Annotated in this window: 17 protein-coding genes; 8 read left to right on the top strand and 9 right to left on the bottom strand. The window is 66.7% G+C overall.

Going from position 1 to position 13,122, the window contains the following annotated elements; translation table 11 throughout:
• Positions 1-15: 15 nt before the first annotated feature.
• From MJO58_RS03480 to MJO58_RS03470, 3 genes are all read left to right on the top strand, one after another.
• On the top strand, positions 16-837 hold the full coding sequence (locus tag MJO58_RS03480; RefSeq protein ID WP_239722025.1) for a DUF2867 domain-containing protein: 822 nt from the start codon (positions 16-18) through the stop codon (positions 835-837).
• Positions 838-973: 136 nt separating this feature from the next.
• Positions 974-2,425 carry an MFS transporter gene (locus MJO58_RS03475; protein WP_259608741.1) on the top strand — a complete coding sequence of 484 codons (1,452 nt, stop codon included), beginning with the start codon at positions 974-976 and terminating at the stop codon, positions 2,423-2,425.
• 62 nt (positions 2,426-2,487) lie between these two features.
• Positions 2,488-3,420: an SDR family NAD(P)-dependent oxidoreductase gene (locus tag MJO58_RS03470; RefSeq protein ID WP_239722023.1), complete on the top strand. Its 933-nt coding sequence runs from the start codon at positions 2,488-2,490 to the stop codon at positions 3,418-3,420.
• A 15-nt stretch (positions 3,421-3,435) separates the two neighbouring features.
• Here MJO58_RS03470 and MJO58_RS03465 read toward each other — a convergent pair whose 3' ends face one another.
• The 7 genes from MJO58_RS03465 to napA are packed head-to-tail and all read right to left on the bottom strand — an operon-like array spanning position 3,436 to position 8,623.
• A complete protein-coding gene (locus tag MJO58_RS03465) occupies positions 3,436-4,254 on the bottom strand; it encodes an enoyl-CoA hydratase/isomerase family protein (RefSeq protein WP_239722022.1) in 819 nt (272 codons plus the stop codon).
• Positions 4,251-5,273 carry a TIGR03617 family F420-dependent LLM class oxidoreductase gene (locus MJO58_RS03460; protein WP_239722021.1) on the bottom strand — a complete coding sequence of 341 codons (1,023 nt, stop codon included), beginning with the start codon at positions 5,271-5,273 and terminating at the stop codon, positions 4,251-4,253. Before MJO58_RS03460 ends, MJO58_RS03465 begins: the two co-directional genes overlap by 4 nt.
• 47 nt (positions 5,274-5,320) lie before the next feature.
• Positions 5,321-5,944 (bottom strand): LON peptidase substrate-binding domain-containing protein, encoded by a 624-nt coding sequence (locus MJO58_RS03455; protein WP_239722020.1) that lies wholly within the window; start codon positions 5,942-5,944, stop codon positions 5,321-5,323.
• Complete coding sequence (locus tag MJO58_RS03450; RefSeq protein WP_239723152.1) at positions 5,944-7,095, bottom strand: glutamate--cysteine ligase; 1,152 nt, start codon at positions 7,093-7,095, stop codon at positions 5,944-5,946. The genes MJO58_RS03455 and MJO58_RS03450 overlap by 1 nt, the downstream gene beginning before the upstream one ends.
• Complete coding sequence (gene sodC, locus MJO58_RS03445) at positions 7,076-7,780, bottom strand: superoxide dismutase[Cu-Zn] (RefSeq protein ID WP_239722019.1); 705 nt, start codon at positions 7,778-7,780, stop codon at positions 7,076-7,078. Before sodC ends, MJO58_RS03450 begins: the two co-directional genes overlap by 20 nt.
• A gap of 32 nt (positions 7,781-7,812) precedes the next feature.
• Positions 7,813-8,295, bottom strand: a complete 483-nt coding sequence (locus MJO58_RS03440; RefSeq protein WP_239722018.1) for a LytR C-terminal domain-containing protein — start codon at positions 8,293-8,295, stop codon at positions 7,813-7,815.
• Positions 8,296-8,314: 19 nt separating this feature from the next.
• Positions 8,315-8,623: a nucleoid-associated protein NapA gene (napA, locus tag MJO58_RS03435; protein ID WP_090599513.1), complete on the bottom strand. Its 309-nt coding sequence runs from the start codon at positions 8,621-8,623 to the stop codon at positions 8,315-8,317.
• A gap of 248 nt (positions 8,624-8,871) precedes the next feature.
• Between napA and MJO58_RS03430 the strand changes: the two genes are divergently transcribed.
• The 4 genes from MJO58_RS03430 to MJO58_RS03415 all read left to right on the top strand — a co-directional run bounded on the left by MJO58_RS03430 (position 8,872) and on the right by MJO58_RS03415 (position 11,638).
• A complete protein-coding gene (locus MJO58_RS03430; RefSeq protein ID WP_090599509.1) occupies positions 8,872-9,465 on the top strand; it encodes a peptide deformylase in 594 nt (197 codons plus the stop codon).
• On the top strand, positions 9,465-10,220 hold the full coding sequence (locus MJO58_RS03425) for a GNAT family N-acetyltransferase, cg3035/Rv0428c family (RefSeq protein ID WP_239722017.1): 756 nt from the start codon (positions 9,465-9,467) through the stop codon (positions 10,218-10,220). Before MJO58_RS03430 ends, MJO58_RS03425 begins: the two co-directional genes overlap by 1 nt.
• A gap of 2 nt (positions 10,221-10,222) precedes the next feature.
• Positions 10,223-11,029: an exodeoxyribonuclease III gene (locus MJO58_RS03420; protein ID WP_239722016.1), complete on the top strand. Its 807-nt coding sequence runs from the start codon at positions 10,223-10,225 to the stop codon at positions 11,027-11,029.
• A 171-nt stretch (positions 11,030-11,200) separates the two neighbouring features.
• Positions 11,201-11,638 carry a hypothetical protein gene (locus tag MJO58_RS03415; RefSeq protein WP_239722015.1) on the top strand — a complete coding sequence of 146 codons (438 nt, stop codon included), beginning with the start codon at positions 11,201-11,203 and terminating at the stop codon, positions 11,636-11,638.
• Between the two features lie 59 nt (positions 11,639-11,697).
• On the opposite strand, the gene MJO58_RS03410 is transcribed toward MJO58_RS03415, so the two are convergent.
• Positions 11,698-11,952, bottom strand: coding sequence for an Rv1535 domain-containing protein (locus MJO58_RS03410; protein ID WP_090599496.1), 255 nt, complete (start codon positions 11,950-11,952; stop codon positions 11,698-11,700).
• A 62-nt stretch (positions 11,953-12,014) separates the two neighbouring features.
• Between MJO58_RS03410 and MJO58_RS03405 the strand changes: the two genes are divergently transcribed.
• Complete coding sequence (locus MJO58_RS03405) at positions 12,015-12,290, top strand: hypothetical protein (RefSeq protein WP_090608412.1); 276 nt, start codon at positions 12,015-12,017, stop codon at positions 12,288-12,290.
• On the opposite strand, the gene MJO58_RS03400 is transcribed toward MJO58_RS03405, so the two are convergent.
• Complete coding sequence (locus MJO58_RS03400; RefSeq protein WP_090608410.1) at positions 12,287-13,018, bottom strand: PAS and ANTAR domain-containing protein; 732 nt, start codon at positions 13,016-13,018, stop codon at positions 12,287-12,289. The two genes, MJO58_RS03405 and MJO58_RS03400, sit on opposite strands and share 4 nt — an antisense overlap.
• Positions 13,019-13,122 lie beyond the last annotated feature (104 nt).

Raw genomic sequence — 13,122 nt, 5'->3', positions numbered from 1 at the left:
GTACATTCCTTCTATATGGAACGATTACCCTATATCGATCAGCATGCCATAACCATCGACGCGAATCGGGCAGACACGTGGTCGGCGCTGCTGCGGGCGATGTGTCGCGACCCGCACGACCCGGCAAGCGTGCCAATCGGATTCGTGCTCGACGAAGCACGCGCGCCCGACCGCTTCGCACTCAAGGGCCGCCACCTGTTCGCGGTCTACCGATGGGTGTTCGAGTTGGAGGCCGAAGCCGCGGACCGCACCCGCATGCGCGCGACCACGTGGGCTGCCTTCCCGGGCGTGCACGGAAGGATCTATCGCGCCCTGGTCATCGGCACCGGCGCACACCGGGTTGTGACGCGCAGGACGCTGAAACGCGTTGCGGCCACCGCACTGCGCGCGCAGACCGAGACCGGCCGGACCGCATCCGACTACACGGACGTCTTCGAAGTCCCGATCCGGCACGGCGATGCGCGCACCGCCGAACAGATGTTTCGTGACGCGCTCCGCAATGAGCCCGGCGGAGGTGCGGTGTTGTGGATCCACCGCCACGTATTGCGATTTCAGCTGCACCCGCGTCCGTCGCCCGAGCACCTGATCGGCTGGCAGATCGTGCAATCGGAACCCGACGAGGTGGTGCTCGCCGCGCGCGGGCCGCTGATGCGCGGCGAGCTGACGCTGCGACGCCAGGACGGTCGGCGAGCCACGCTCACCACTCGGGTGCACTATCGCCGCGGACTCGCCGCTCGCATGGTCTGGGCCGTGGTCGCCCCGCTGCATCGGGTCGTGGCACCGCGGCTGATGCAACGCGCGGCCGCGCCCGATCCACATCGAGCGGCAGTCATATGAGTTCGGCCTGAACGCTTCGCGGCGCTGGACCGTAACCACTTCGCATACATCATGCTGAAGAGGCCGTCGGCCCAACACGCTCCGGCGCCTCGAGGAGGACTCGGATGAGCAACCGCCCCGCGAGGCCGCCATGCTCGTGACCCAACCGCCTCGCGCGGCCATGCGACCCGTACCCCGGGCACGATGGCTCGCCCAGTTGCGTGAGACGGCGCCCACCAGTCGGGTCATGCTGGTGGCGGTCATGGTGTCGATGGTCGCCTTCCTCGACAGCACCGTGGTGAACCTGGCACTGCCGGCCACCGAGCGCGAACTCGGCGGAGGCCTGTGCTTGCAGCAGTGGGTCGTCGACGGCTACCTGCTGGCTTTGGCGGCCGCAATCCTGCCGGGTGGTTCCATCTCCGATCTGTTCGGCCGAGTGCCGGTCATGCGTTTCGGGCTGGCGACCTTCGGGACCGGTTCGGTGCTGGCGGCCACCGCGGCTTCGCCGGGGATGCTGATCGCGGGCCGTGTCGTCCAGGGGCTGGGCGCGGCGTTTTTGGTGCCCGGGTCGCTGGCAATGATCAACTCCACCTTCGCCCCCACGGACCGACACAAAGCCATCGGAACCTGGACCGGCTGGACCGGTACCGCCTTCGCGATCGGCCCGCTGCTAGGCGGACTGGCGGTGGACCTGCTCAGCTGGCGATGGATCTATGCGCTGTCCGCCGTCCCGATCGTCATCGGTTTCGCCTTGACGTTTTGGCTGTGCCCGGTGCCCCGACCGACCCAACGCGCCGGCCTCGATGTCCGCGGCGCGATATTGGCCTCGATCGGGCTGGCCGCCACCGTCGATGCGCTGATCGAGGCCGGGCAGCACGGCTGGTCCGACCGAATCATCGCCACGCTGATCGTTGGGATCGCGGCGTTGCTGGCGTTCGTGAGCTGGCAACGGCGCGCCCCGCACCCGCTCATACCGCTGCGCTTGTTCACAGTCCGAAACTTCGCCGCCGCCAACCTGGTCACCGCGTTCGTCTACGGCGCCATCGCCATGGCCTCCCTCGCGGTCGCGCTGTACACCCAGGAGGTCGCGGGTTACTGCGCGACGGTCGCGGCCCTGGCCACCCTGCCCAACCCGATCCTGTCTTTTCTGTTCGCCAAACGCGTCGGTGGTCTGGCCGCGCGCATCGGACCTCACGTGTTCCTGACGGCGGGCCCGATCCTGGCCGGGCTGGGACTGCTGCTGATCCGACCCGGTGCCGGCTTCAACATCGTCACGCATCTGCTGCCCGGCACGACGGTGCTGGCCATTGGATTGCTCCTCATCACAACACCGTTGGGTGCGTTGAACCTGTCTTCGGTTGACGCGGCCCGCAGCGGAATCGCGGCGGCTGTGCAAAACGCGGTGGGACGTACGTCGGCGCTGACCGCCGTGGCGAGCGTGGGTTTGATCGCCGCGGGCACGCTCACCGATGCCAGTTTCGCTCGGTTGCTGCAGATCGCCGCGGCCCTGTTCTTCATCGCCGCCCTGATCGCCACCGTCTGCGTCGTCAATCCACGTCACGCCACCGAATCCGCTCTCGCCGAGGCCGAAGCCGCGGCGGTAACCTGACCGTCCGGCGCTGAAGCCTTGTTCTAGGCTGGCGCGATGACGAGTACGGCAGCGCGCCGCCGATGAGTGGTCGTCGGACCGCGCTGCAGGTCGTCGAGGGAATCGACCTGTCCGGCAAGGTATGTGTGATCAGCGGCGCCTCCTCGGGCCTGGGCCGGGAGTCGGCACGAGCGCTGGCCGCCGCGGGCGCCCACGTGATCTTGGCCGCCCGCAACCGGGATGCGCTGACCGAAACCGCCCAGTGGGTGCGGGACGAAGTGCCGGGCGCGGCGGCCTCGACCGTCGAACTCGACCTCACCGTGCTGTCCAGCGTTCGCGCGGCGGCGGCGGCGATCGGCGACATCGCGCCGGCGGTGCACGTGTTGATGAACAACGCCGGCGTCATGTTCACCCCGTTCGGCCGCACCCGGGACGGGTTCGAATTGCAGATCGGGACAAACCATTTCGGGCACTTCGAGCTGACCCGGTTGCTGGTCCCGCAGCTGAGGGCCGCGCGGGGCGCCCGGGTGGTGATCCTGTCGTCCGGGGGCCACGTGATGGGCGACGTCGACTTCGGTGATCCCAACTGGGAGCGTCGCGACTACGACAAGTTCGTGGCGTACGGCGCCTCCAAGACGGCGAACATCCTGCACGCGATCGAAGCCGATCGGCGGCTGTGTGGCTTCGGGATTCGCGCCTACGCCGTGCACCCCGGCACCGTCGCCACCTCACTGGCGCGATACATGTCACGCGAGGACTTCTCCGACCTTCGCAAGCTCGTCGTGGACAACAGCGCACGGCGCGGCCAGTCCAGCGACGGCCGTCTGGACTTCTCCACTCCCGAGCAGGGTGCGGCCACCCAGGTGTGGGCCGCGGTGAGCCCCGAGCTGGCCGACCGCGGCGCGCTGTACCTGGAAGACTGCGCAATCAGCGAAAACGTCGCCCCGTACGCGCGTGACGGACAGCGCGCCGCCGAATTCTGGCTACTCTCCGAGAAGATTTGTGCCGGCGTATGACGCCGACGCACGTACTCACGGCTCCGGCAACGCTTTCCAGTCCCGTGACACCTGCGAGCCGAACCGCGGGGCCCGCCGCTCGAAGAACGCGGCGACTCCTTCACTCGCATCGGGGGTGCCCATCACGCGGTGGTGCAACTGCGTTTCCAGCGAGGCGACCTGTCGCGGCGTGTATCCCTGAATCGCGGTGTCCCACAACAGCCGCTTGCACAATGCCGCTGACATCGGCGCCACATTGACCGCGATGTCGCGGGCCATCTCGAGCGCGGTGCCGAGCACCTGCGCGGCGGGCACCGCCCGATTCGCGATACCGTACGCAACGGCTTCGGGCCCGTCGAACGTACGCCCGGTCAGCAGCACCTCAGCCGCGACCCCGAGAGTGGTCAGGTGCGCTAGTGTCCAATGCGCCATGCAATCGGGTATCACTCCCCGGCGCACTTGCACCACAGCGTATTTGGCGCTCTCGGCGACGATGCGGATATCGGCCTGCAGCGCGATCGTCAGGCCGATGCCGATGGCATGCCCATTGACGGCAGCGATCACCGGTTTGCGCAATTCGAACGCCGGCGGGTCGATGGGCGACGCGGAAAACCCGGCACCGTCTTCGGGGCGGTCGAACGGCGTTGCGCCGCCTGAGAAATCGGCGCCGGCGCAGAAGGCCCGGCCCGCCCCGGTGACCACGATGGCCCGGACGTCGTCGTTCTCGTCGCACTCCTGGTACGCCCGGCTCAGCAGCGTACCCATGTCGGCGGTGTAGGCGTTGAGGTGGTCGGGCCGATTGAGCGTGAGGACCGCCACGCCCGCGTCGACATCGGTCACCACGTCGCTAGTCATCGCCACGCGGGCCTGCGGTGCAGGGCGTCGATCAGGCCGGCAAGATCTGAGTGAATCGGTGTGTAGTAGGGGAAGTAGCAACACACTTCGTCGACGTGATCGCCGAACCGCTCCGCGATCTGCTGCGCGCATTGCTCAGGCGTCCCGACTATTCCGATCCGGGCCACCATATCGTCGGTGATCAGGGCGCGCATCTCGGCAAAGCGGCCCTGCTTGGACAGCGCGTTGAGCTCCGGCTGGACCTCCGCCCAGCCCTCCACCTCGAGCACCGGCAGGTAGGCCGGGGTGGACCCGTAGAAGGCGATCAGCGACGCGACGCCGTTTACCGCGGCCGCCAGGTCCCCCTCGTTGCTGCCGACCGCGACCATCGCCTGGGCGATCACCTGAAAATCGTTGGCGGAGCGCTGCGAACGGCGAAGTCCCTCGTTAATCGCGGGGACGGTGCGGTCGGCGAAGTGGCGGGCGCTGTTGAAGGGCATGACAAGCAGGCCGTCGGCAACTTCGCCGGCGGTGCGCGTCATGATCGGGCCCAGTGCCCCCATCAGCACCGGCGGCGGCCCGAACGGGTTCGGGCCAGGGTTGAAGTTGGGCGCCATCAGGGTGTGGGTGAAGAACTCACCGCGAAAGTTCAACGGGGACTGGCCTTCCCACGCCGCGAAGATCGCCTTGATCGCGGCGATGGTTTCAGCCATCCGCGCCGCCGGCCGATGCCAGGTGCTGCCGTAGCGCTTTTCGATGTGGACCTTGATCTGCGAGCCCAGCCCGAGCCGGAACCTACCGCCACTGTAAACCTGCAAATCGTAAGCGGCGTGCGCCATGTGCAGCGGACTGCGTGGCGCGGCGATCGCGACGTTGGTCATCAAGTCCAGGTTGGTCTCTCTGGCCGCGATGAGCAGCGGAAAGAACACATCGTGCTGACCCTCAAAGGTGAACAGGCCGTCGGCGCCCGTCTCGACGATCTCGGCTGCGCTCGCCGACGCGCCGGTGGGCGATCCATTTACTTGCAGATGTACTTTCACTCAACCGTCCAGTCGCGCAATCAGTTTCCCTATAGGAAAGCACACCGCTACTCCGACAACTGGAACTCCACCATCTCGGCGATCGCGTCGACCGCCTCACTCAGTGCTGCGAGCCGGTCGGCCGCCGACGGCGCCGCCAGCACGGCATAGCGGTCGGCCGCGCCGATCGGGATACGAGTGGCCAACGTGTACAGCCGCTGTCCCGCGTCGGCATCGTCGGGGCCCAGCAGTACCTCGCGGTACGGCAGCATGGTGTCGCGCGCTTCGGCGATCCGCTCGAACAGGGCCATCATCCGGTCTTCGATGTCGACGAGCTGTGCCACGGTGACCGCATCGCCGGGTTCGTCGGGCCACGGCTGCACCGATGCCCGCGGGTAGGGATCGTCGGCCAGCCACTCAGACACCCGAATGCGTTCGCCGGTCCGGCAGACCACAGCGTACCGCTCGGCGCCCTGCTCGACGCATTCTTCGATCGTGCACAGGACGCCGACGTCGCAGCGCGCATCGCCGCCGCCGACCTCACGACCGCGCGCGATCAACACCACGCCGAACGGTTCGCCGGTGTCGACGCAATGCCGCACCAGTGCGACGTAGCGTGGCTCGAAGATGCGCAACGGCAGATCCTGGTTCGGCAGCAACGCCGCCTCCAGCGGAAACATCGCCAACTCCATCAGATCTCCAGTTCGCCCACCAACGCGTCGACGACAGCACGCAAATCGCCGTCATGCTCTTCGGCCACCCGCCGCTGTCGCTGATAGGAAGCACCGTGGCGCCAGATGTCCTCCACCGCCGCGAGTTCGTCGGTGCAGTGCAGCAACTTGGCGACCGGCTCCAACCGGTTCAGCACATCGACGAGGTCGTCGGTGACCAGGCGCTCGTTGCTGTCGGCGTCCTGGATGATCACCGCATCCAGGCCGTAGCGCGCCGCACGCCACTTGTTCTCCTGGTTGTGCCACGGCGGCATCGTGGGCAGCGACTCGTCGGCTTCCAGCCGGCGATCCAGGTCGACCACCAGGCAATGTGTCAGCGCGACGAGCGCGCTCAGCTCACGCAAGTTGGACACGCCGTCGCAGACTCGCACCTCGAGTGTGCCCAGGTGCGGGGAAGGTCTTATATCCCAACGGACTTCGTCGACGTGGTCGATGATGCCGGTCTTCTTCTGGTCATAGACGAACCCTTCGAATTCCGGCCAAGTCTGAAACTGGAACGGCAGCCCGGCGGTAGGCAACTGCTGGAACATCATGGCCCGGTTGCTGGCGTATCCGGTGTCCACACCTGTCCACCACGGTGACGACGCCGACAGCGCCAGCAGGTGCGGGTAGTAGCGCAGCAGTGACGTCATGATCGGCATCACCTTGTGCGCCGACGAGATTCCCACGTGCACGTGCACACCCCAGATCAGCATCTGGCGTCCCCACCACTGGGTGCGCTTGATCAGCTCGGCGTAGCGGGGCGCATCGGTGAGCTTCTGGGTGCTCCACTGCGCGAACGGGTGTGCCCCAGCGCAGAACAGTTCCATGCCGCGAGCCCGGACGATCTGGCGAGCGGGACCCAACGTCTCGCGCAGATCCTCGATCGCCTGCCCGGTGCAATCGCAGATGCCGCTCACCACCTCGACGGTGTTACGCAGCAATTCCTTGTGCACACGCGGGTTTTCGCCGATCTCGGCGATGACGGAGGTGGCCTCGTTGCTCAGATCGCGAGTCTGCGCGTCGACGAGGGCGAACTCCCACTCCACGCCGAGCGTCGGCCGCGGCGACCGGGCGAAATCGATATGCGCCTCGCCCTTGCTAAAGGTCCTGTTAGCCGGCACCAATGACACCGCACGCCACTCGCTTGCCAGCGTCACCAGTGCTCATCGTCATCGCATCCGGGCCCGGCGTCCCGTTGGTCTGGCTGTATCGCTCCGGCGGGATGTTGGCGAAGTTGTCCGCACCCGCGTGGATGATGATCGCGGTCTTTTCACCCGTCAACAGGTCGTCCATCGCGAAGGCGTCAGTGGTGGTCACCAACGTCCCGGCACCGTCTTTGCGAACCTCCAGCGAGGTGAGGTCGCCGCTGGCGGGCTCGGCTGCGTGGCCGGGCGCTTGGAAATGTCCGCCCGCGGAAAGGAAGTCGCCGGGCGCACCGCCGGTCGGGCCAACCGAGTTGGCCTCGCACTTGCCGACTTTGTGGACGTGCACGCCGTGGAAGCCGGGCGCGATCTGACCCACCCCGGTCGTCGCGATCGTGATGGTGGCGTAGCCGTTCGCGAAGTCGAGCGTCGCAGTCGCGACCTGGGTGCCGTCGGGCGCGCGCAGATGGGTCGTGATGCTCCGCTTGCCCTCGCTCGCGGTTCCCGGGGTTGCCGACGGCGCGGGTGATCCCGTCCAGATGGCCGGGGTGGTTCCCGGGACCGACGACGCGTGTTGGGGCGACGAGCACGCACTCAGCAAAACGACACTGGTGACTGCGGACAGTGCGGACAGGGTGACGACGACATTGCGGTGACCGGCAAGCGTAGGCATAGCGAGAGCCTAACCCGGCTCACGACTCCGAGTCAGCCCGCGACCAAGACGATTACGCCGGGCGGTTCTCCGCTCAGCGCGGGGATGCGGGGTTCGACTGGAACGCCCAGGTTTTTGCCGACCGCGTCCGCGGTGGCGTGCTCGTTACCGGCGTCGGTGAAGTACACGGTCGTGACGGTCACTTCGGGCAACGTCAGATTCCCGACGTCGATGACCTTGAAGTTGGCGGCCTTCAGTTGGTCCGCGGTGTGCCCGGCAATACCTTCTTTGCCGGAGATGTTGAAGACGTGGATGTCGGCATCGGTGGCCGCGGGCTTCGGACTCGCCGAGGTCGACGCGGCGGTGCTGCTGGTGCTGGTCACGCTCGAGGCCGACGAGGCCGAGTCGTCGTCGGACTTCCCGGAGGAGCTCAACGCCTGCCACCCGAGCAGCAAAAAGATGACGCCGAGAAATAACAGCACCATCACCATGGCCCGCAGTGGGAGCCCCGTGGAATCGGGAACACGCTCTTTCATCGAGCCCTACTGTAGCTAGTCAGGTCACCTCGAAGCCGAGGCGCCGCGCTGCACGCGCTTTCTGACGGCTGGCCCGCAGCCGCCGCAACCGCTTCACCAGCATCGGGTCGGCGGCCAGCGCCTCTGGCCGATCCACTAGCGCGTTCAGCACTTGGTAGTACCGCGTTGCCGACATCGAGAACAACTCTTTGATCGCGTCTTCCTTGACACCGGCGAACTTCCACCACTGACGCTCGAAGGCCAGGATGTCGTGTTCGCGTCGGGTCAGCCCATCGGCGATTCCAGCATCGTCCCCCGATCGATTTGCCCGCGCCATGGCGCTGTCCATATCGCTTCCCCTGGACCCTTCCGCCGAATTCCCTGCAGCTCTACTGACTTGACTTATACCGGGGCATGTTTCGGCGAATATTGAATCACGCCGCGAACCCTCAAGCCCTCATCCAGACCCGCGAGTCGGCGGATTGCCTGCATTGCTTACTTTCCGGCGCGCATCGTCGGCGGGCTTGGTTCGATTGCCCGCCTCCACAGCCCGCCGCTTTGCGGCGCGCATCGTCGGCGGGCTTAAGCTAGCCGACCATGGCAGTCGTACCAATCCGCATCGTGGGCGATCCGGTGTTGCACACACCGACCACACCGGTGCCCGTCGATGCCGACGGTTCGCTGCCGGCGGACCTCGCCGGGTTGATCTCCGACATGTACGACACGATGGACGCCGCCCACGGCGTCGGCCTGGCCGCTAATCAGATCGGGCACGGCCTGCGGCTGTTCGTCTACGACTGTGCCGACGACCGCGGCATGACCGAGCGCCGCCGCGGTGTCATCGTCAACCCGATACTGGAAACCTCCGAGATACCCGAGACCATGCCCGACCCGAGCGACGACGACGAGGGGTGCCTGTCGGTTCCCGGTGAGTCGTTTCCCACCGGGCGTGCGAAGTGGGCGCGAGTCACCGGGCTGGACGCCGACGGCAAACCGATCACCATCGAGGGCACCGGACTGTTCGCCCGGATGCTGCAGCACGAGACGGGCCACCTGGACGGCTTCCTCTACCTGGACCGTCTGATCGGACGGCACGCCCGCGCCGCGAAGCGCACCGTCAAATCCCACGGCTGGGGTGTACCCGGGCTGTCCTGGATGCCCGGCGAGGGACCGGATCCGTTCGGTCACTGATGGTCTCGTGGCCCGCGCTCGGAACCCGGGTGACAATTCGCTACCGGCGTCCGGCCGGATCGGTGCCGCCGCTCACGGATGCGGTCGGGCACCTGTTGGCGGTGGACCCGGTGGTGCAGGTGCAGACGAAGACGCGGGCGGTCGTCGAATTCGCGGCCGCCGACGTGGTGGCCCTGCGGGTGTTGACCGACGCACCGGTGCGCACGTCGGCGATCCGCGCGCTGGAGTGCGCCGCCGCGGCGGCCTGGCCCGGCCAGGCGCACGCCTGGCTGGACGGCTGGCGGCTGCGGTTCGGCGAAGCCGGCCTTGCCTCGAATTCGGCAGTGCCACTAGATATTTCCGCCCGGTTCAGCTCAGTCCCGGCGATCGTCGCCTGGTACGAGCGTCGCGGTCGGTCCCCGCTGCTGGCCATCCCGGACCGCTTGCTGAGCCCGCCGCGCACCGCGGTGGCCGATCACACCGAGCGCGTGTTGGTGCGCGACGTGGGTGAGCGGGCGGCGCCGGACCCCGACTCGCCGGCCACCCTGCCGGGTGCGGCCGTGACCGAAGCGCCCGACGGCACGCGCTGGGTGGGCCTGTCGGCGCCGCGAGAAGACCTGTTGGTCTGGGGTGCGCGCCGCGGCGCCACCCGCGCGTACCTCGCGGTCGCCGAGGGCGATACGGCAACCGCCGGACTCGCCGACACCCTCGGCTTCCGGCTGCACCATCGCCGTCGCTACTTCGAAGCCCGGTCGGCCGGCTGGGATACCGTCTAGCTGTGCGACTTGCGACCTGGAACGTCAACTCGATTCGCACTCGCCTGGACCGCGTCACCGATTGGCTCGCCCGCGCCGAGGTCGACGTACTGGCCATGCAGGAGACCAAGTGCTCCGACAGCCAGTTCCCCGCCCTGCCGTTCGTGGAACTCGGCTACGAGGTCGCCCACGTCGGCTTCAACCAGTGGAACGGCGTGGCGATCGCGTCTCGCGTGGGCCTGGACGACGTGCAGGTCGGATTCGACGGCCAGCCCAGCTGGAGCAGCAAGCCGGAAGTGGCCGCATCCGCCGAAGCCCGCGCCCTGGGCGCGACCTGCGGCGGCGTCCGGGTGTGGAGTCTCTACGTGCCTAACGGCCGCACCCTGGCCGACCCGCACTACACCTATAAGCTGGAATGGCTTGCCGCCCTGCGTGATACGGCCGCCGGCTGGCTGCACGATGATCCCACCGCTCAGATCGCAATGGTCGGCGACTGGAACATCGCACCGACCGACGACGACGTCTGGAGCACCGAATTCTTCGCCGGCGCCACTCATGTCTCCGAGCCCGAACGCCGGGCGTTCAATGCGATTGTCGAAGCGCAATTCACCGACGTAGTACGGCCTTTCACCCCGGGCCCCGGCGTCTATACCTATTGGGATTACACGCAGCTGCGGTTCCCGAAGAAGCAAGGTATGCGCATCGACTTCATCCTCGCCTCACCGGCGCTGGCCGGGCGCGTCGCCGATGCGCAGATTGTCCGGGACGAACGCAAGGGCAAGGCACCCAGCGATCACGCGCCGGTATTGGTCGACTTGAATCCCGGGTGACCGCACAAATTCCAGCCGACTTCGCGTTGTGAGTACGTTTCGGACGTGGCAGCATCTTGCGTTGTTAGATACGTGCACAATTTTCGTGACTGCTGTTAACTTCCCGTTCGGCGGGTATACATATTGCTACGCGGTTTGCAGCCAGAGCGACCAAGGATCCAGGGAGTCATCATGGGTGTCGTCGGAGGGGCAGTCCGTAACGCGGGCAAAACTGTCAATCGCGCGGCGGATGCCACCACCGCTGCTGCGGGTGCCGTCGGAGGCGCGGCAATCAATGGAATCGTGGGTGGGGTAACCGGAGCGGCCGAGGGCATCAAGCGCGGGATCAACTCGGGCAGCCACTCCACCCCGGCAGCCGCGCTGGCCATCGGCGCGCTGGGCGTGGCCGGGCTCGTCGAGTGGCCGCTGCTACTGGCGGTCGGCGGCGGCGCGCTGGTGTTGCACCGGCTCAGCCACAAGTCCCAGGGCCCCGCGAAAGCCCAGCTCAAGCCGGTACCGACGGAGTCGACGCCGCAAGAGTCCGCGCCGTCGAAGTCCGCTACCAAGGCTCCCGCCAAGAAGACCGCCGGGCGTCGCGCCGGCGCGGCGGCGTTGCGCAGCACCAACTAACGGGCCAACCAAGGCCAACTACAAGGGCCAACTACAAGGGCCAACAAAAAGGCATTGACCTACGCGGACGCGCGTTGGGGCCGACCATGCGGCCGTCCGGCAGCGTGAGCTGACGGGTCGGGGCAGATCGTCGCCCGGGGTCGCGAAATCACTCGCGACGAAAAGCGCGGTGGCCTGCGATGCGTCCGATCGGGCTGGACGATCTCCACGATCCCGACGCGCCAGAGCAGCGCATAGAGTTCGAGCAACGGCACGCGCAGCACCGAGGCAACAGATGAAAATATCGGATCGGCCAGGGAATCGGTCGTCGACATAGACCGACGGTGACCAAGTCACCCGGCGAGTTGGGAAACCCCTCGTTACTGAAAGGCAAATGATGGCGGAAAAGAAAACTCGCCGTGCAACATCTCAACGCGAAGCGGTAGAGAAAATTCGCGCAGGCGAAACCTTCGTGGTGAAGCTGCCCGTGATCGGGCAGACCGAGATTCCGCGACCTGAACAGCTGGCCTACTACGGCGGCCTGGCCGCCCTGGCCGCCCTTGAACTGATCGACTGGCCGGTCGCCCTGGTCATCGCCGCCGGACACATATTGGCCAGCAACCACCACAACCGGCTGCTGGAAGAAATCGGCGAAGCGATGGAAGAGGTCTAGCGGCCGTCTTCTGCGGGGATGCGCTCGTGCATCGTCAGCAGCAGATGGTCGACCTGGCTCTGCACCACCGCTGACATCGGCGGCAGCTCGCTGACCTCCTGAATCAGTTGCTTGGCCAGCGTACGCAGCTTGATGTTGGTCGCTTGCGAACGCCACTGCAGCACCCGAAACGCCTGGTCGGGGCTGACCCGGTAGATGGCCATCATCACGCCTTTGGCCTGCTCGATAGCCGACCGGTTTTCGAACAGATCCGGCAGCGCCTCGTCGAGAACTTCCTGGCGGCTTTCGTGACGGGCTTCGTCGAGGCCGCTCAAGTCGATGTAGTAGCCCGCCGTCCCCCGCACCGCACCCGATTCGTCGTCGACGATGCGATCCGCCACGACGATCGCGTCGTGCACCGCACCGGACGTGTCGATAAAGCGGTGACGACTAGAGAATGACTCCCCGGAGTGCAACGCATGGTGGAGCAGATCGCGGACGTGCGCCCGATCGTCGGGATGTTTGTGGGACAACATCAGTTTCGTCGTCGGTGCGACCGTTCCCGGCTCGTAACCGTGCATCCGCGCGACTTCGTCGGACCACTCCCAGCGTTCGCCGTCGAACCAGAATTTGAAGCTGCCGACGTTCAGGTATGAAATCGCGGCGCCCCCGGTCCCCCTCGTCGGCTGCTTCCGAGTCCGGGTGACTGTCGCGGTGCCCGCTTGCTTGGGCTGCTGCACGTCGTTCATCATCTCACTTCGGGGAATTGACGGAAGAGCGATCCGCTGATCGGAACCGATTTCGTGGCGACGCCGGTCGATATTTTTCGCAATCTGGACCGCTTGGGCGCTCC

It is taken from the genome of Mycobacterium lentiflavum, assembly GCF_022374895.2.
GTDB classification, from domain to species: Bacteria; Actinomycetota; Actinomycetes; order Mycobacteriales; family Mycobacteriaceae; genus Mycobacterium; species Mycobacterium lentiflavum.
This window is presented reverse-complemented; position numbering and strand designations above follow the sequence as displayed.